Genomic DNA, 16,868 nt, shown 5'->3' with positions numbered 1-16,868 from the left:
GGTAAAGCAGGTTCTTTAGAGCCTGGTATTACTCATTTCTTAAAGATTACTCGTAGTTATTGGTCTGGACTTTTTCATTGTTATGATGTTGAAGGTTTACCTCGAACCAATAATGACCTTGAACAGGCTTTTGGTGTTTTACGACATCATCAACGTCGTTGTACTGGTCGTAAAGTCGCTGCTTCATCAATTGTAATTCGAGGCACAGTTCAATTAGCTTCAGCCATTGCTACTGCACTTCATTGTTTTACAGCCCAGGATTTGGCTCAGGTTTGCGTACAGAATTGGCAACAATTACGCTCTGATTTACGCCAACATCAACTCCATCGCATTCAACAACTTCGATTCCGTCGAAATCCTGAAGCTTTCTTGGATACTCTTGAGAAGTTACTCCTCTAGCAAACTTTGCGCTTCTAGAAAAAAACTGTATTGACTATGATTTATTGTCTTTAAGGTGTTTAATAAACTTATCACCAAAAGTTTAGTGTAACCAAAAACATGAAAGGTTTCAGAAAGCTATCGTCAATAGCAATACTGTTGTGTGCTTTCGTGTATCCGCCCCTATTGGCTGAAGCGAAAGCTAGTCCTGTGAGTAATTCTCTCAACGAACAGCAAGTTGGAATAGAGGCAAATTCAGTTGTAGGCAAAACTGGAGAGTTTATGATTGCTGATAGGCATCATAAACGAAGATTTGATAGAGACTCACACGACCGACGAAGATTTGATAGAGACTCACATGACCGACGAAGATTTGATAGAGACTCACACGACCGACGAAGATTTGATAGAGACTCACGCAATAGAGGAAGAGTTATTTATAGAGACTCATGGAATAGAGGGCGACCAGTTTATAGAGACTCACAATATAAACAACCAATCTATATCCGACTACATTGATCGCAACTGAGGTAACTAACCAATTGTTAATAGTTAGTGGTTATTGGTCATTGTCCTAACCACTAACTAATAATTATTAATTACTAATGGCTGGTGACTACCTCTGCTTCAAGGCGACTCAGCCGATCTGCTAATAGTTTTTCCAAGTCTTCCAGCGCCTTAGTAAAGCCTTTGATACCCTCTGCTAGTTTGTCAGATGCCATGCGGTCAGCAGTGTGCATCTCATCAAAGGTAGCTTTGTCGATGGATATCTTTTCAATTTCCAAATTTGCTACCTTGGCGGGGTCAAGTTTGCGTGGCAGTTCGCCGATAGTTGCTTGCAGTTCTCCTAACAGAGAAGGAGAAATTGTTAGCAGATCGCAACCTGCCAGTTCGGTAATTTCGCCAATGTTGCGGAAGCTAGCTCCCATAACTTCGGTTTTATAGCCGAATTTCTTGTAGTAGTTGTAAATTTGAGTAACTGACAAAACCCCAGGATCTTCAGCAGCAGGGTAGCTATCGCGTCCAGTATCTTTCTTGTACCAATCGAGAATCCGCCCGACGAAGGGAGAAATCAAAGTAATGCCAGCTTCTGCACAGGCGATCGCTTGGTGCAATCCAAAAAGTAAGGTGAGGTTACAATGAATACCCTCTTTCTCCAGAATTTCCGCAGCCCGAATACCTTCCCAAGTGGAGGCAATTTTAATTAAAACGCGATCGCGAGAAACGCCAGCAGCTTTGTATTGAGCAATAATTTCCCTAGCTGTAGTAACGGTAGCTTCTGTATCGTAAGACAAGCGGGCATCTACTTCTGTAGAGACTCGTCCGGGGATGATTTTTAAAATCTTCAGTCCAAAAGCTACTGCTAGTCGCTTAAAAGCCAAAGTAGCTATTTGTTCTGGGGTTGCTCCCGCTCCGGAATCTTTTTTTGCTTGCAGTAAAGTCTGATCGACAACTTCTTGATACTCCGGCATTTGCGCCGCAGCGGTAATCAACGACGGATTGGTAGTAGCATCTTGGGGTTTGAACTTCTCGATAGCTTGGATATCTCCTGTATCCGCTACCACAACAGTCATTTGGCGCAATTGTTCTAGTAAATTTTTAGACATAAAAGACTCCGCGATGTTTGTTTGTTTAGGATTTACCAATTCCCTTGTTCTTTAAACTTGTTCCTGTTCCTTACAATTCTGATTCTGGCAATTTTTCTTAACTATTGCCCAAAGTGGAAGAGATGGGGAAGTAAGGGGGTAGGGGGAGATGAGGGAGCAAGTGAAAAACTATTATTTTCTACATCTCCCTCATCTCCCTCATCTTCCTCATCCTCCTCATCCCCCTCATCCCATAGTCTCAGCCTCATTCTAAACGTCCTAAGCAGTAATTGGCTGTCCAATAGAATGCACTTTAATTAAACTCGTTGTGCCCGATTTACCAATTGGCACACCAGAGGTAATAACTACCTTATCACCGTCTTTTGCCAAACCCATCTCTACGACTGTATTCACTACATTCGTAAACATCTCTTCCGCATTGTAAACAGGGGGAATGAGCAAGGGTATCACACCCCAAGAAAGGGCTAGTTGCTGGTAAGCTGTTTCATCAGGGGTAAGGGCAATAATCGGTGTAGTCGGACGGTATTTGGACACTAGTTGCGCTGTACTTCCAGAGGAGGTATTGCAAAGAATTGCCCGTGCGCCTGTTTCATAAGCAATGCGACATACCGCTTCCGCTACAGATTCTGTGACGCTGAGACTACCTGCTTCATGACACCACGAATGACTGCTACCTTCTTGCAAAGACTGTTCTATCCGCACGGCAATATTATGCATCACTTGAACGGCGGCGGTAGGATATTGTCCGACCGCAGTTTCACCAGAAAGCATCACCGCATCCGTACCATCCAAAATGGAGTTAGCAACATCAGTTGCTTCGGCGCGGGTGGGGTCGGGGGCGCTAATCATCGACTCTAGCATTTGCGTAGCTGTAATCACTGGTTTGCCAGCTTGATTGCAACGGCGAATAATGTCTTTTTGAATCAGCGGTACTTCATGAATTGGCATTTCTACCCCCAAATCGCCACGAGCAATCATAATGCCATCGGCAACCTTGAGGATAGAATCAAACTGCTCAACTGCTTCGGCTCTTTCGATTTTGGCAATTAGGCGAATCGAAGCCCCAGCAGCTTCAATCATTCGCTGGGCAGGTTCTAAGTCTTGTGGCGATCGCACAAAAGACACTGCCACCCAATCTACACCCAACTGGATGCCAAAGCGCAAATCCATTAAGTCTTTTTCTGTGATGGAACTCACGGGTAAAGGAGTTTCTGGGAGGTTGACTCCTTTATGAGTCGAAATTAACCCGCCAATTTTTACCAACGCTCGAATTTTATCAGCATCGCGATCGGTGACAATCAATTTCACCCGACCATCATTAATCAAAATCGATTCGCCAGGCCGCACCATCGCAAACAAAGTCGGCAATGGCAGAGGCAATTCATCCAAACTCGCGCCTTTTTCCTGTAACACAAAAGTGACTTCATCGCCAGCTTCAGCGGTTAGCCCTTCCGGTGGTAAAGTACCCAAGCGAATCTTCGGGCCGCACAGGTCTTGCATAATCGCGATCGGCTTTTGCTGCTCAGTACTAATTTGTCTGAGATACTTAGCAGTTTGGGCGTGGAATTCATAAGCACCGTGAGAAAAGTTCAGCCGCGCCACATTCATTCCAGCTTCTACCAAGGCTTGCAGCCGCTCAAGTGCCGATGTCGCAGGGCCAACAGTACAGATAATTTTGGTTCGACGCATAGGGATTGGGGTGTTGAGGAATAACCTGCGATATGGATGCATTTGCGGCGTTGCATAGCTCCATATTGCAGGTGTTTCATATCACTGTCTGTCCTAAGTGAAAATACTTTTTTATACAGTCCTGCGTTCAGGTAAGTCTCATTTATCCCAAATCCCAAAAGTTTTTAGTTGTCAGTTGTCAGTTGTTAGTTGTCAGTTGTTTCTTTGCTCCTGACTACTGACTACTGACTTCTGACTTCTAATTAATTAAACTGCGGCAACCACTGGAGCCTGTTTTTCTTTCTGTGCCATCGACAACATCAAGTCAACTACGCGATTCGAGTAGCCCCACTCGTTGTCGTACCAAGCAACTACCTTGAAGAAGTTTGAGTTCAGTTCAATACCAGCACCTGCATCGAAAATGCTAGAGTGACTATCGCCCTGAAAATCAGTGGAAACCACTTCTTCGTCTGTGTATCCTAAAACACCTGCTAAAGAACCTTCAGCAGCCTGCTTCATCGCCGCGCAGATTTCTTTGTAGCTGGTAGCTTTGGCAGTCTTGAAGGTTAAATCAACCACAGAAACATCAGGAGTAGGTACTCGGAATGCCATACCTGTCAGCTTACCCTTCAATTCCGGCAAAACGAGAGCTACGGCTTTCGCTGCACCTGTAGATGAAGGAATAATATTCTGGGCTGCACCTCGACCACCCCGCCAGTCTTTCTTACTCGGCCCGTCTACAGTTGGCTGGGTAGCAGTCATGGCGTGGACTGTGGTCATCAACCCTTCAGTCAATCCGAAGTTATCATTGATGACTTTAGCTATGGGAGCCAGACAGTTTGTGGTACAGCTAGCATTAGAGACAACCGTATCTTTGCTAGGATCGAATAGGTGATGGTTGACACCTACCAGCAAAGTCGGAACATGTTCTGGATCTTTAGTAGGAGCAGAAATGATTACCCGCTTTGCACCAGCTTTGAGGTGGTTTGCTGCTCCTTGGTAGTCAGTGAAGAGTCCTGTCGATTCTACAACATAATCTACACCCAATTTTCCCCAAGGTAATTCTGCCGGATTTCTCACCGACACACAAGGGATGAAATACCCATCAACAACGATACCGTCATCCTTCGCTTCGATTTTGTTTTTTAACTTACCGTGGGTTGAGTCATACTTTAATAGGTAAGCGAGGTTATCTGGTGGTACTAGGTCGTTAATCCCTACAAATTCGATGTTAGGGTTATCTATGCCAGCGCGAAGCACAAGCCGCCCAATACGACCAAAACCGTTAATGCCAACTTTCAACTTTGTCAAAATTAAACCTCCAGTTGTGGGAAGTTGAACAAAAGGAGAAGTTCCAAAGAAATTGCCTTTTACCCTTTACCCTTTGATCGTGACAGTCTAAGTCAGCTAAAGCATATTTACTTGGCATCTTTTAAGGTTTGGACAAAGGTGTTGTGCAGGGGAGCAGGGGAGCAGGGGAGCAGGGGAGAGTTATTGTACAAGTTCTTTCCCCTCTACTCCTTTGCCCCTCCGTACCTCTGCCCCTTCTTCACCTCAAGAAGAGTGAGAAATGCGGGCTAATCTACTTGCGCGTCTACGTTTTTCCGTTACTGAGTATGTATAGCCGTAGCCACAACCTTTAGGACAGGTGTGATTGCTCAAAGCCTTAAAGTAACTGGGTTTTTACTTAGCAACGCTAGTCGCCTCAAGTCGGGAGACCTGCCCACGGCGCTGGCTCCACCCTGCGGGAAGCCGCAGAAGCGTCTACAGCACTCAGCACTTTGCTATAAGTCTTGATTTAGCTAATTCCTAATTCTTTTTTGGCTTTTTTCAACTGTTTCCAGAGAATGTGGATTTGCTTGTAAGCGTCTTCTGGCGAAAGTTTGCCATTAGTCTGTAAGTTGCAAATATAGTTGATTCGTTGAGAGAAATCTTGGAGATTAGCATTAAATACCAAATATTCTGGTTTAAACTGCCCGTAATATGGACTACGAGGATATAAAAAATCACATAAATCGGATAGTAAATCAGATTGTTGGTTCATAAATATTTTAGCTTGATATTTTAATGAATTAAAGCGCATTATAACGCTTATTGTGTCGATGAGATATATTTAGACTGTGGATATAAATCTTTCAAATTTGAGGATGCACCTCATCCAAGCTATAATAGCTATAAAAAAACGTCAATATTTGTAGTCATTGTTGACAGTCAAAAGTCACTTTCACACTTATCAGAAACCAGTACTGAAGAGCGAGAATTATTTCGTTAGAGAACTTTAATAAAGCTTTCGCCGACCCTTTTGGCAGGCATTACAAGCAGAAGTTTTCGGCTCAAAGTCAATACAATTTATCGCTTGCTCAGAACAAGCTTTTTTTGGATGTACTGTACATTTGAGACGGTGGTCATTAGTGAAATATTCACAAGCAGAGCAGGGAATTTGATGCAAACTTTTTAAATATGTTGCTCCTTTATTCCAGGTTAAGCAAACACTACAAAAAAAGAGAATTAGACTTGCCCAAGCAAAAAAAGCGCAAAAAATTGTAGTAGACATTATTTATCCTCCGAAAAATCTCAAAAACTGTCTAAAACTAACTGCTTTTAACCGCAGATATGAGACATGATTGAGCTAGTATTTAGCGATGAATGAAGGCTTATCTGGAAGCGATGCTTCAGAAATACTGCGCGATCGCATTTCAAAATTTCAGCAACACCAAAATTTTGCTTAAACTTTTAAGTAATCACAAACTGAATCTGATTGACGTAGAGATTGCCAAAAATCGAGAATCTGTTCTGCTACCAGAGTTGGCTGGAAAAAGTGAAAAAAATGCCATCCATCTTGACATTTCCATAGGCGATCGCTTTCTTTCAAATAAGGTCGCCATCCTTGCAAAGCTTTGGGTTCTACTATCGTGTCATTAGTACTTCCACAAACCATAAATGGCACAGGAATTGCAGAGGTTGGCACGTTTACCTGTTTGAAGAAAGAGTGAGGAGAAAGCGAACAATCTAAATCTTGCTCTAAAATACTTTCTAAATACTTGATGGTGTTTTCATTTTGATAGCCAAACAGATTGTATACCATTGCCGTCAAAATCTTTTGCCGATTTAAAAATGGGAGATGGGTATAGTAATGAGCTTGCCAGTCTAAGGCTGCATCAGCACCCACAGCTAATAAAGTTAAAGATTTAACTTTTTCTGGATATCGACGTGTATATAGTAGTCCTAACAATCCTCCCGTACTGTGACCAATCAAATGCACGGGTTGATTACTTGATTGGAGATAATTATCTAGTATCAAGACTGCAACATTTAAGGAACTAGCTTCATCCTGACTTTGAGTATATTCCCACTGAGAAATAGTAGTGTGACGTGAAATTTCGCACAAAAGAGGTTGGGCTAAACATAACAAGCTAGGGCTGGTATTCAACCAAATCACATCTGGCTGTTTAGACATTAATTTACCTGCAAGTAATTAGAGTTAAAAAATTATTGTGAAATGCAGAGGACAATTATTTATGTACGCAGTTTATGATAATTATTTCTCTGCTACTGACTGATATTTTTGTATTATCTTTACAAAAAAATAGCTCGATTGTTGAGAGATTTCGCTTTTATTTCGTGTGTAGAGGTGGTAGAGACGTAGAATGCTACGTCTCTCAATCACTAAATCTAGTTAATAGCGATCGCAGCAAATACAGCAACACTATTTAATAACAGATAAGCAAAGATTACTCCACCAATTCCACCAATCAAAAAGCCATCAGTAAACTGACCCCATTTCTCAGTAGAATTGACAGTCTGTGGCACACGAGGAACTGTTGCAACCGCTGCCGTTCGTGGATAAATCTCTTGCTGTCTTTCAAAGCTGGTAGTGCCATGAATTGAAAAAGCAATTGTCAGCACGAGAATCAAACTGCCTGCTGCTAGTAAACCAAACAAGTTACCCGTATTAGAATTGCCTAACAAACCTAATGAACCTAATGTCGCAAAGGGACCAACTAACCAATAACCATGAGCCATGCCAATTTCTAATCCCCGCGCCAGAGGAGATATACCAGGGCGGTAAATTGGCAAATATTTGAGGAACTTCAGCGTCAAATCAGAAGAATTGAGTGAAGCTTGATTATTCGTTTGGCGTTCTACCCGTGGCGGTTGCACCATGTCACCATTTTTAAAATCAAATCCGGCTTCAATCGCACGGGCGCGTAGGGCGTGCCAAATATGACCCAACAGGAATATCAGCGCCAGGACAAAATGAAAAGTTACCAACCAACCACGCGCAGAAACTATGCCAGTAGAAGTTTCTATGGCTCTAACTGGGCCATAAAAAACTTCAGGGTAGACGGTGTTATTGACTGAAGCAAAGTATGCTGCCAAAAAGCCCATGTATGCAACACCACCGATGCTGTAGGACAGATAGGCTTCTCCTGAGTAAATCAAAACTCGTCGCGCCCAGACAAATGGCTTAGTCAAGATGTGGAAAATACCACCACCAATTAACATCAAACCAACCCAGATGTGACCACCGACAACATCTTCCAAGTTATCAACAGCTGCCATTCCGTCCGATCCCCAAACCCCAAACAAATAGCCAAATATGCGGAATGGGTTGAGCGTTGGATGATTGATTATCCTGATATCTCCACCGCCAGCAGCCCAAGGGTCAAACAGTCCACCCCAAAACATCGCCTTGGCAACTAAAGCCCAAGCACCCAAACCTAGTAATACTAAGTGAATGCCCAGGATTGTCGTCATCTTGTCTTTGTCTTTCCAGTCATAGCCAAAAAAGCCAGCCCAAGTAGAATTGTCTTCTAACACCTCTGGCCCCAGTAGAGAGTGGTAAATACCACCAGCCGCTAGAATAACTGAAGGTATCAGATGCAAGACGCTGATTACGAAGTAAGGATAAGTGCTAATAACTTGTCCACCAGCACCGACACCAAAACCCAAAGTTGCTAGATGAGGTAGTAGGATTAATCCTTGCTCATACATTGGCACATTCGGATCGAAGCGCGACAACTCAAACAGCGTCATCCCCCCAGCCCATAACAAAATCAATGCAGAATGGGCAACATGAGCGCCAAGTAATTTGCCCGATAAATTAGTCAGACGAAAGTTACCAGCCCACCAGCCAACATCAGGTATTTGTTGCTTATATGGGCTATCTTCAATTACTGCTGTCATCTCTATTACTCCTTGAGAATTATTTGCAATTTTTTTGAGGTTTTACTGCAAATTAATTGCAAAAATATTGCATTAAGCTGAATTTAGCTAATTGGTTGCGGAATTACCGCTTCTTGACTCACCCGGCCTTTACGAAAATCGAACCCACGCGCCCGCAATGCGTGCCAGATATGACCTTGGAGAAAGAAGAAAGCTAACCAAAAGTGAGCATTAGCTAACCAAGTCCGCGCAGTTACCAAATCAGGGTCGGGTGATGAAAAGTACGGCACGATATTCTGCCTAACCACGAGCGCCGGGCCGTAGAAAACTTCAGGATAAACGGTGGTGTTTACCGATACGAAGAGAGTTGCGATAAAACCCATCAGTGCTAAAGCACCCAAACTGTAGGAGAGGTAAGCTTCTCCAGACCAAACAAATAGTGGATGTGTCCAACTAAAAGGTTTAGTCACAATGTGGAAAAGTCCACCGAAGATCAACATCGCACCAACCCAAATGTGACCGCCAACTACGTCTTCGAGGTTATCAACGCCAGCAATCCAGAATTTATTAATTGCGCCAAATAGATAACCAAAAATTACAGCTGGGTTTAATGTCGGATTTGTAATTACTCGCACATTTTCAACATTTGGGTCGTACAAACCCCCGAAGTACATTGCTTTGGCAACTAACAAAAATGCACCGCAACCTAGTAAAACCAAATGTATACCAAGGATTGTGGTCATTTTGCCCGTGTCTGACCAGTCGTAACCAAAGAAAGGAACTTTACCCTCCAATTTTTCGGGGCCGCGTAGGGAATGAAAGATTCCTCCGAAACCCAAAAAGGCTGAAGAAATTAGATGCAAAGCTCCAATTATGAAATAGGGATAAGTATCTACAACTGCACCATTTGCGCCAACACCCCAACCTTCAGTAGCTAGATGAGGCAGCAAAATTAAGCCTTGCGCGTACATCGGTTCTGCCGGATTAAAGTGGCCTAGCTCAAACAAAGTCATAGCTCCTGCCCAGAAAACTATCAGACCAGCATGAGCAACGTGAGCGCCTAGTAATTTACCCGATAAGCTTGTCAGTCTGGCATTACCAGCCCACCAAGGCGAATCGGTAAGGTCTTGCTCCACTGACAGCGGACTTGTAGAAATTGTCATTTTTACCTACGACTTGTTGACAATTTTAATCAACAACTGTTAGACAAGAGTGTACACCAAAATCCAAATTAATGAAAGAAAATCTCATTAGAAAATTAAAGCAATAATAAAAAATTATTTATACCAGGACTTACGCAACGACGATTAGTCATTGCGTTGGCAAAACGTCTTGCCAATGATACGCAACAAAGTGTAGCAAAGCAACTTTAGTCTTGACGAGATTGCTTTGCTCTCAATAACGAAAATACATTACCTTTACATAAGTCTTTAAACAGATGAGCAACAAAAACCTCTCCTCTGCACCTCTGCGGTCTTAACGATCGCAAGCTGACGCGATATTAGGAAGTGCTAGAAGAAAGTGCAGATACTTTCAGCGATCGCGAATGGTGTTGCCAAAAACTGATGATTTGTTCGCCAACTTGTTGAGGATAATAATAGTGAAAGAAATGATGTCCTTTTGGGCATTCCCAGAGGCGATCTTCTGGCTTGAAGCAGTTCTGCCAGTCTTGTAATGCTAGAGAGTTTACTACTGGATCGCTCTTACTACCGCATACCATCATTGGCATAGATACCCCACTTTTGGGTAAATTAACTAACTTAAATAAAGAGTGCGGTGAGGGAGATTGTTCTAAATCTTTATCCAAGACAGCCATTAATTTCTTCGTGGTATGAGCTGGTTGGTTGCCAAATAAACTGCGAACGCTATGTGCCAAAACTTGCTCGCGGCTGATACTAAAAAGTTGTCGTTGCACGTAATAATGAGCGTGCCAATTGTTAGCAGGTTGAGCGGCTACAGCTAGCAGAGTTAGCGATCGCACTTTTTTCGGGTAGCGCCGAGCAAAACTTAAAGCGATCGTACCCCCCATACCGTGACCAGCTAGATGCAGCGAGTCAGGATACTCCTCTAAAAATTCATACAACAGTTCCACAGCTATATCTATCGAACTAGCTTCATCTTTAGTTTGGTGGTATTCCCATTGAGCGACCTTCATACACTTAGATAAGTATTGAAGTAATGGCCTATCAAAACGCGCCAAAATAGGACTAGCATTTAACCAAATAACATCGAATGATTCAGACATAAATACCTATCGTAAGTTATTAGCCAACTCAATAGAGGCACGGTAATCCCGTACCTCTATTTTCTACAAACCAAATTCTGTTTTCAACTGAGAAACCCACGCTTTGACTCGCTCATTCGTGAGGTCAGATTGATTATCGTCATCAATTGCCAGTCCCACAAACTTGTCATTTCTTAAGGCTCTAGATGCGTTAAAATCGTATCCTTCCGTTGACCAATAGCCAACAGTTTTACCACCTTTTTGAGAAATTTTTTCTTCTAGAATTCCAATCGCGTCTTGGAAGTTATCAGCATAGCCGGCTTGATCTCCAGCACCAAAATAGGCTACAGATTTACCACTAAAATTAATCTCGTTGAGATCCTCATAGAAACCTTCCCAGTCGCTTTGCAGTTCACCAATATTCCAAGTGGGACAGCCAACGATGAGATATTGATACTCATCAAAATCAGTAGTATCTGCCTGAGAGATGTCGTGTAATGTAACAACATCACTACCAAATTCATCCCGAATCAATTCTGCTACAGATTCAGTTCTGCCAGTTTGAGTACCGTAAAACAAACCTATTTTTTTTGCCATTATTGACACCTAATATTACTTTGTAACAAAAAACCTACACATCTGCGATGCTAGGGAATCGACTTTAAAGTTTGAATAACCATGCTTGTCTAGGCGTTACCTCCTGAAACAGTTTGGAAATAGCTGAAGATATATAAGCAGCTATTGATTATTTATCTCAATAAGCTTTGAAATTATATTATCAGAGCAATTGATAATATTTATCATTTAATTAAGTAAACTTTTGTTACTTATTAGAGATTTACGACTAAAAAGCCTTTTATAGCTAGCTTTCAGCGAAAATTGATTTTTAATAGATTAAAATCTTCCATAAAATTTAGATATAAAATTGCTACTTTATATCAATAAATAGGTTATATTGAACAATTAATGGAGCTGTTGCTTAGATTTATTTCACCTCAAATAGCTATAAATACTCAAGCTAGAGTTACACACAGTCAGGAAATCTATAATTTAGAAATTGGGTAATGCGATCGCCAAATTATCAAAGAGACGACAAGACTTTCGTGAAATTTTAAGATATTTGCTTAGTCTGAAAGTACTATTCCTCAAGGCATTATCGTGTAATTAGATAACAAAAAAATATTAATTGTAAAGCGATATTACAAACCTTTCAAAAATATTTAGAAATTGTCTAAAAGCCAAACATGGTTTTAAGGTAGAACCTATAGGAGAGACTTGAGGCAAATGTGATGAACAAGAATAATATTCAAAACTATCGGTTTGTCTGTACCCTGACATTCGGTGATATTTACGGTCAAATAATTGTTTGGTTAATTACAATTACTATAAGTTTGGCATCAGCCTTAGCATTGATGGGTGCTAGACGGCCGGTTTATGCCTTAGCAACGGTGGGACTCGTCGTTCTGCTATCGCTGCCTTTCTTGCTATTTGCATTTGTCACTACATTATTGAATCATGTTGAGCTTGTTTCTGTTGAACCTGGAGTCAAGACCGAACCCATACCGGGTAACGTTTCCCAACAACAACCTATACAAGCAGCTAGTTAAGGAGTTAGTGAAGCAGTAGGTAGCAGGCAGGAGTCAAAAGTTATTATTTCTCCCCCAGCTTCCGCAGCTGCCTCATCTTCCCTGTCCTCAGCAGGGAGTTTTTTTTTAAAGACGCGATCGCAGACAAGCCGCTTCATGAATCACATCTCTACAATAGAACAGCAGTCATTAGCGATCGGGGTCTAACTATGCTCGAACATGATGTGATTATTGTCGGAGGTGGGTTGGCAGGATGCCGCGCCGCTGTGGAAATTGCCCGAACTGACCCCAAATTAAATATCGCTGTGGTTGCCAAAACCCACCCGATTCGTTCTCACTCAGTAGCCGCCCAAGGTGGTATGGCAGCGTCACTGAAAAATGTCGATTCAGAAGACAGCTGGCAAGCACATGCTTTTGATACGGTCAAAGGTTCTGACTACTTAGCAGACCAAGATGCGGTGGAAATTCTCGCCAAAGAAGCGCCAGATGTGGTAATTGACCTGGAACACATGGGGGTTTTGTTCTCTCGCTTAAGCGATGGTCGCATTGCTCAACGTGCTTTTGGCGGACATTCCCACAATCGCACTTGCTACGCCGCTGATAAAACTGGTCATGCGATTTTGCATGAATTGGTTAATAATCTACAGCGTTATGGCGTGCAAGTTTATCAAGAGTGGTACGTCATGCGCCTGATTTTAGAAGAAAATGAGGCGAAGGGTGTGGTGATGTACCATCTTTTGGATGGGCAGATAGAAGTACTGCGGGCAAAGGCAGTGATGTTTGCCACTGGCGGCTATGGTCGCGTTTATAACACTACCTCCAATGATTACGCTTCTACTGGCGATGGTTTGGCAATGACTGCGATCGCCGGTTTGCCTTTGGAAGATATGGAATTTGTGCAATTTCATCCCACAGGCTTGTATCCAGTAGGCGTATTGATTTCGGAAGCGGTGCGCGGAGAAGGAGCGTATTTAATTAACTCCGAAGGCGATCGCTTTATGAAAAACTATGCACCCAGCCGCATGGAACTAGCTCCCCGCGATATTACCTCAAGAGCGATCGCTTATGAAATTCGAGCTGGACGCGGTGTTCATCCCGATGGGAGTGCAGGCGGGCCTTTTGTCTATCTCGATTTGCGGCACATGGGTAAAGAAAAAATTATGAGTCGCGTTCCCTTTTGCTGGGAAGAAGCACACCGCTTAGTAGGTGTAGATGCCGTAACTCAACCTATGCCAGTACGCCCCACAATTCACTATTGCATGGGTGGCATCCCAGTAGATACTGATGGTCGAGTCCGTAGTAGCGGCGATGGTTTCGTTGATGGCTTCTTTGCCGCTGGCGAAACGTCTTGTGTTTCCGTTCACGGTGCAAATCGCTTGGGTAGTAATTCTCTGTTGGAGTGTGTAGTTTATGGTAAGCGAACTGGGGCGGCGATCGCTCAATACGTGCAAAAACGTAAGTTACCTGCTGTAGACGAACAAAGTTACATTACAGAAGCCCAACAACAAATTCAAGCCTTACTAGAACAACCAGGACAATACCGAATTAATCAAATTCGTCAAGCCTTCCAAGATTGCATGACTGATTATTGTGGCGTTTTCCGCACCGCAGAATTAATGCGTCAGGGCTTGCAAAAACTCGAACAATTACAACAGCAATATCCTCAGATTTACTTAGACGACAAAGGAAATTGCTGGAATACAGAAATCGTGGAAGCTTTGGAATTACGCAGCTTGATGGTAGTAGGGCAAACTATTTTAGCATCAGCTTTAAATCGCCAAGAAAGTCGCGGCGCTCACTTCCGCGAGGATTATTCTCAAAGAGATGATGTCAATTTCCTCAAACACACAATGGCTTACTATTCACCAGCAGGTATTGATATTCAATACCGCCCAGTGGCAATTACCATGTTTGAACCACAAGAGCGAAGGTATTAAGTAGAAGGCAGGAGGCAGGAGGCAGAAGGCAGGAGGTAAAAGCCCAATTCTGAGCGGATTTCACAGGTTGGCGTTTTACATTTACTCATGTCTACCTACTTAGTCATTGGATATTTGGGTAAACCTATAAGCCGCCGTACTTCAACGAATATATCGGGAAAAGTTACGGGGGCAATAGTACCTGTGGTTAGTGTCACTTCGGTTGTGTATTGTCCATTTTTTAAATCTCGAAATACTTGCAATTGAGGATTTTTCAGATTGACAACCCAATATTCAACAATACCTGCTTGGGCGTAAATATCTTTTTTCTCACCTAAATGTCACCACTTCTAAACTAAACCAGCGTTCTCGAAGCACACCCGCTAGTGTGCGTAAACCCCAGACTTCGCTACGACGATGACCAATAGCGATCGCTCCCATTTTACTCTCTCGCATTGCTGCTAAAGCAGGCTGTCGCAATTGTCCTGTAATGTAAACATCAATATCGCGGGCTGCTGCTTCATGCACTAAAGCATCTGTCATTGCACCAACAACAGCAATTCGTGTCACATCATTATCAATTGGGGGATGTACTTGTTCTTGTCCACCAAAAACTTGAGTTACACAACTACACAAATGCGTAAAGCTTTGAGTTGGAATTTCGCCTATCATCCCAATTGCTCTATTCTGTTTCTCTCCCAATACTTCTAAATTAGACATATTCAATACTTGTGCCAAGCGGGGATTGAAACCCATTGTCAAGCATTCATCAAATGGTAGATGATAAGAAATTACTCCAATTTCGGGTGGAATTTGCTCAGTTTCTAGTTTCCACGGTCGATGTAAAAACAGGGCATCTAAATTTTGGGAGTTTGCCCATTTCTGCAACTGCAACCCTGGTTCGAGTGCTAACCCCAAACGTCTTACAGGACGTAGAGAAGGTAAATATACGCCTCCTCTTTCGCTAGCAGCAAAGCGCTCAACAACAAAGAAGTAATTCAGGAATTCTACTATTTCTTCTATAAAAATTGAATTGCATTCAGCCGTCATTGGTAAATAGCTAAATTTGCGAACTTACATACTCAATAATTAACTAAGTTCATTTTTATTTATATCATTCACGTTATCTCTACGAGCAAGAAACTCTTACAAAAGAGCAATTAGCAGAAAATTTACACCCTCAGCTTTTATTATTAGAAGAGGCGCTAGCTCGGATGCCCTCTGGGTGGATAGCACAGCTACACCAAGCGGCGCTGTATACTGATGAAAAACTGATTTTCAGCTTGTTCGTCGAGCAAATTCCTGAAGAATCTGCTTATTTGGCAAATACCCTGACTGATTGGGTCAATAACTTTCGCATTGATAAAGTCATTGATTTAACACAACCAGAAAACAATGGATAACGATCGAGTTCAGCCGCCGAAAGCAAATATTCTGGTTGTTGACGATACTCCAGACAATCTGCGACTCTTATCTGCCATGCTAACTCAGATGGGGTATGAAATCCGCAGAGTCATTAACGGACAAACAGCCTTGAAGACAGCCCAAGCTGCTCCACCCGATTTGATTTTACTTGACATCATGATGCCAGATATGAATGGCTATGAAGTTTGTCAACGTCTGAAAGCTTCCGAGAAAACCCGCGATATTCCAGTAATATTTATTAGCGCTTTGGATGAGGTACTAGATAAAGTCAAAGCCTTTGCTGTTGGTGGAGTGGATTACATCACTAAACCTTTTAGCGAAGAAGAAGTTTTTGCTCGTGTAGAGAATAATCTGACTGTCCGCAGATTGCAAAAGCAACTCACAGAGCAAAATATACTTCTACAACAGGAAATTCGCGATCGCCAAAAAGCAGAGTCGGCACTGCGGCTGAGTCAGTTTTATCTCGACAGATTTAAGGATTCCATCTTTTTTGTGAATTACGATGCCCAGTTTGTTTACGTAAATGAAGCAGCCGGGCGTAATTTAGGCTACTCTCGCGAGCAATTGCTGAATATGTCTGTTTATGATATAGACCCAAATTATCAGGAGGCTAAGTGGCGATCGCATTGGCAAGAAGTGAGAAGCAAAGGCTCTTTAGTGGTTGAATCTACTCACCAAACTCAAGATAATCGCCATATCAATGTAGAAATCAGCGTCGATTATCTAGAATTTAACGGACAGGAATATCATTGTGCCAGCATCCGCTATATTAACCCTCAGTAATTAGGATAGGCGATCGCTTGCAAGTTACAAGTCATATTTTTAACTACTAACTGTAGATAACACAGAGAACTTATTTAAGAATTCTCTCCCCCGCCCCTCTGCCCCTCTGCCCCTC

19 protein-coding genes and 1 pseudogene are annotated in these 16,868 nt (G+C 42.5%); 5 read left to right on the top strand and 15 right to left on the bottom strand.

The genetic code is table 11. The features are described 5' to 3' along the window. A pseudogene (locus I8752_RS18555) lies at positions 1 to 399 on the top strand (ISNCY family transposase); the annotation flags it as partial. Between the two features lie 259 nt (positions 400 to 658). On the opposite strand, the gene I8752_RS18550 reads toward I8752_RS18555, so the two are convergent. The 12 genes from I8752_RS18550 to fldA all read right to left on the bottom strand — a co-directional run bounded on the left by I8752_RS18550 (position 659) and on the right by fldA (position 11,640). Then, on the bottom strand, positions 659 to 796 hold the full coding sequence (locus I8752_RS18550) for a hypothetical protein (protein ID WP_214433779.1): 138 nt from the start codon (positions 794 to 796) through the stop codon (positions 659 to 661). Positions 797 to 980: 184 nt separating this feature from the next. Next, positions 981 to 1,985: a transaldolase gene (locus I8752_RS18545; protein ID WP_214433778.1), complete on the bottom strand. Its 1,005-nt coding sequence runs from the start codon at positions 1,983 to 1,985 to the stop codon at positions 981 to 983. Between the two features lie 101 nt (positions 1,986 to 2,086). Continuing rightward, the gene (locus I8752_RS18540; protein WP_214433777.1) at positions 2,087 to 2,233 is read right to left on the bottom strand and encodes a hypothetical protein; all 147 of its coding nucleotides are present in this window, start codon (positions 2,231 to 2,233) and stop codon (positions 2,087 to 2,089) included. Positions 2,234 to 2,243: 10 nt separating this feature from the next. Then, positions 2,244 to 3,674: a pyruvate kinase gene (gene pyk, locus I8752_RS18535; RefSeq protein WP_214433776.1), complete on the bottom strand. Its 1,431-nt coding sequence runs from the start codon at positions 3,672 to 3,674 to the stop codon at positions 2,244 to 2,246. Between the two features lie 246 nt (positions 3,675 to 3,920). Then, positions 3,921 to 4,964: a type I glyceraldehyde-3-phosphate dehydrogenase gene (gap, locus tag I8752_RS18530; protein ID WP_214433775.1), complete on the bottom strand. Its 1,044-nt coding sequence runs from the start codon at positions 4,962 to 4,964 to the stop codon at positions 3,921 to 3,923. A 487-nt stretch (positions 4,965 to 5,451) separates the two neighbouring features. Further along, a complete protein-coding gene (locus I8752_RS18525) occupies positions 5,452 to 5,697 on the bottom strand; it encodes a DUF7219 family protein (protein WP_214433774.1) in 246 nt (81 codons plus the stop codon). A 234-nt stretch (positions 5,698 to 5,931) separates the two neighbouring features. Next, positions 5,932 to 6,207, bottom strand: coding sequence for a hypothetical protein (locus I8752_RS37445; RefSeq protein ID WP_225895745.1), 276 nt, complete (start codon positions 6,205 to 6,207; stop codon positions 5,932 to 5,934). 171 nt (positions 6,208 to 6,378) lie between these two features. After that, positions 6,379 to 7,110 carry an alpha/beta fold hydrolase gene (locus I8752_RS18520; RefSeq protein ID WP_214433773.1) on the bottom strand — a complete coding sequence of 244 codons (732 nt, stop codon included), beginning with the start codon at positions 7,108 to 7,110 and terminating at the stop codon, positions 6,379 to 6,381. Between the two features lie 215 nt (positions 7,111 to 7,325). Continuing rightward, complete coding sequence (locus I8752_RS18515) at positions 7,326 to 8,840, bottom strand: chlorophyll a/b binding light-harvesting protein (RefSeq protein WP_214433772.1); 1,515 nt, start codon at positions 8,838 to 8,840, stop codon at positions 7,326 to 7,328. A gap of 83 nt (positions 8,841 to 8,923) precedes the next feature. Beyond that, complete coding sequence (locus I8752_RS18510; protein WP_214433771.1) at positions 8,924 to 9,982, bottom strand: chlorophyll a/b binding light-harvesting protein; 1,059 nt, start codon at positions 9,980 to 9,982, stop codon at positions 8,924 to 8,926. A gap of 338 nt (positions 9,983 to 10,320) precedes the next feature. Next, positions 10,321 to 11,064 carry an alpha/beta fold hydrolase gene (locus I8752_RS18505; RefSeq protein WP_214433770.1) on the bottom strand — a complete coding sequence of 248 codons (744 nt, stop codon included), beginning with the start codon at positions 11,062 to 11,064 and terminating at the stop codon, positions 10,321 to 10,323. A 63-nt stretch (positions 11,065 to 11,127) separates the two neighbouring features. Further along, the gene (gene fldA, locus I8752_RS18500) at positions 11,128 to 11,640 is read right to left on the bottom strand and encodes a flavodoxin FldA (protein WP_214433769.1); all 513 of its coding nucleotides are present in this window, start codon (positions 11,638 to 11,640) and stop codon (positions 11,128 to 11,130) included. Between the two features lie 692 nt (positions 11,641 to 12,332). Between fldA and I8752_RS18495 the strand changes: the two genes are divergently transcribed. Then, positions 12,333 to 12,650 (top strand): hypothetical protein, encoded by a 318-nt coding sequence (locus I8752_RS18495; RefSeq protein ID WP_214433768.1) that lies wholly within the window; start codon positions 12,333 to 12,335, stop codon positions 12,648 to 12,650. Here I8752_RS18495 and I8752_RS18490 read toward each other — a convergent pair. Further along, positions 12,647 to 12,787, bottom strand: coding sequence for a hypothetical protein (locus I8752_RS18490; RefSeq protein ID WP_214433767.1), 141 nt, complete (start codon positions 12,785 to 12,787; stop codon positions 12,647 to 12,649). The two genes, I8752_RS18495 and I8752_RS18490, sit on opposite strands and share 4 nt — an antisense overlap. 51 nt (positions 12,788 to 12,838) lie before the next feature. Here I8752_RS18490 and I8752_RS18485 point away from each other — a divergent pair, with 51 nt between their 5' ends. After that, positions 12,839 to 14,566 carry a succinate dehydrogenase/fumarate reductase flavoprotein subunit gene (locus I8752_RS18485; RefSeq protein WP_214433766.1) on the top strand — a complete coding sequence of 576 codons (1,728 nt, stop codon included), beginning with the start codon at positions 12,839 to 12,841 and terminating at the stop codon, positions 14,564 to 14,566. A gap of 95 nt (positions 14,567 to 14,661) precedes the next feature. Here the strand turns inward: I8752_RS18485 and I8752_RS18480 are convergent, their stop codons facing one another. Both I8752_RS18480 and I8752_RS18475 read right to left on the bottom strand, forming a co-directional pair. After that, positions 14,662 to 14,823, bottom strand: a complete 162-nt coding sequence (locus I8752_RS18480; protein ID WP_404827102.1) for a hypothetical protein — start codon at positions 14,821 to 14,823, stop codon at positions 14,662 to 14,664. 52 nt (positions 14,824 to 14,875) lie between these two features. Further along, complete coding sequence (locus tag I8752_RS18475) at positions 14,876 to 15,595, bottom strand: Nif3-like dinuclear metal center hexameric protein (protein ID WP_214433765.1); 720 nt, start codon at positions 15,593 to 15,595, stop codon at positions 14,876 to 14,878. A gap of 164 nt (positions 15,596 to 15,759) precedes the next feature. On the opposite strand from I8752_RS18475, the gene I8752_RS18470 reads away from it, so the two are divergent. Both I8752_RS18470 and I8752_RS18465 read left to right on the top strand, forming a co-directional pair. Further along, the gene (locus I8752_RS18470) at positions 15,760 to 15,948 is read left to right on the top strand and encodes a hypothetical protein (RefSeq protein ID WP_214433764.1); all 189 of its coding nucleotides are present in this window, start codon (positions 15,760 to 15,762) and stop codon (positions 15,946 to 15,948) included. Next, entirely contained in the window at positions 15,941 to 16,753 is an 813-nt protein-coding gene (locus I8752_RS18465) for a response regulator (protein WP_214433763.1), read from the top strand. Before I8752_RS18470 ends, I8752_RS18465 begins: the two co-directional genes overlap by 8 nt. The last annotated feature ends 115 nt before the right edge of the window (positions 16,754 to 16,868 follow it).

Source organism: Dendronalium phyllosphericum CENA369 (assembly GCF_016056275.1).
In the GTDB taxonomy this organism is placed as follows: domain Bacteria; phylum Cyanobacteriota; class Cyanobacteriia; order Cyanobacteriales; family Nostocaceae; genus Dendronalium; species Dendronalium phyllosphericum.
This window is presented reverse-complemented; position numbering and strand designations above follow the sequence as displayed.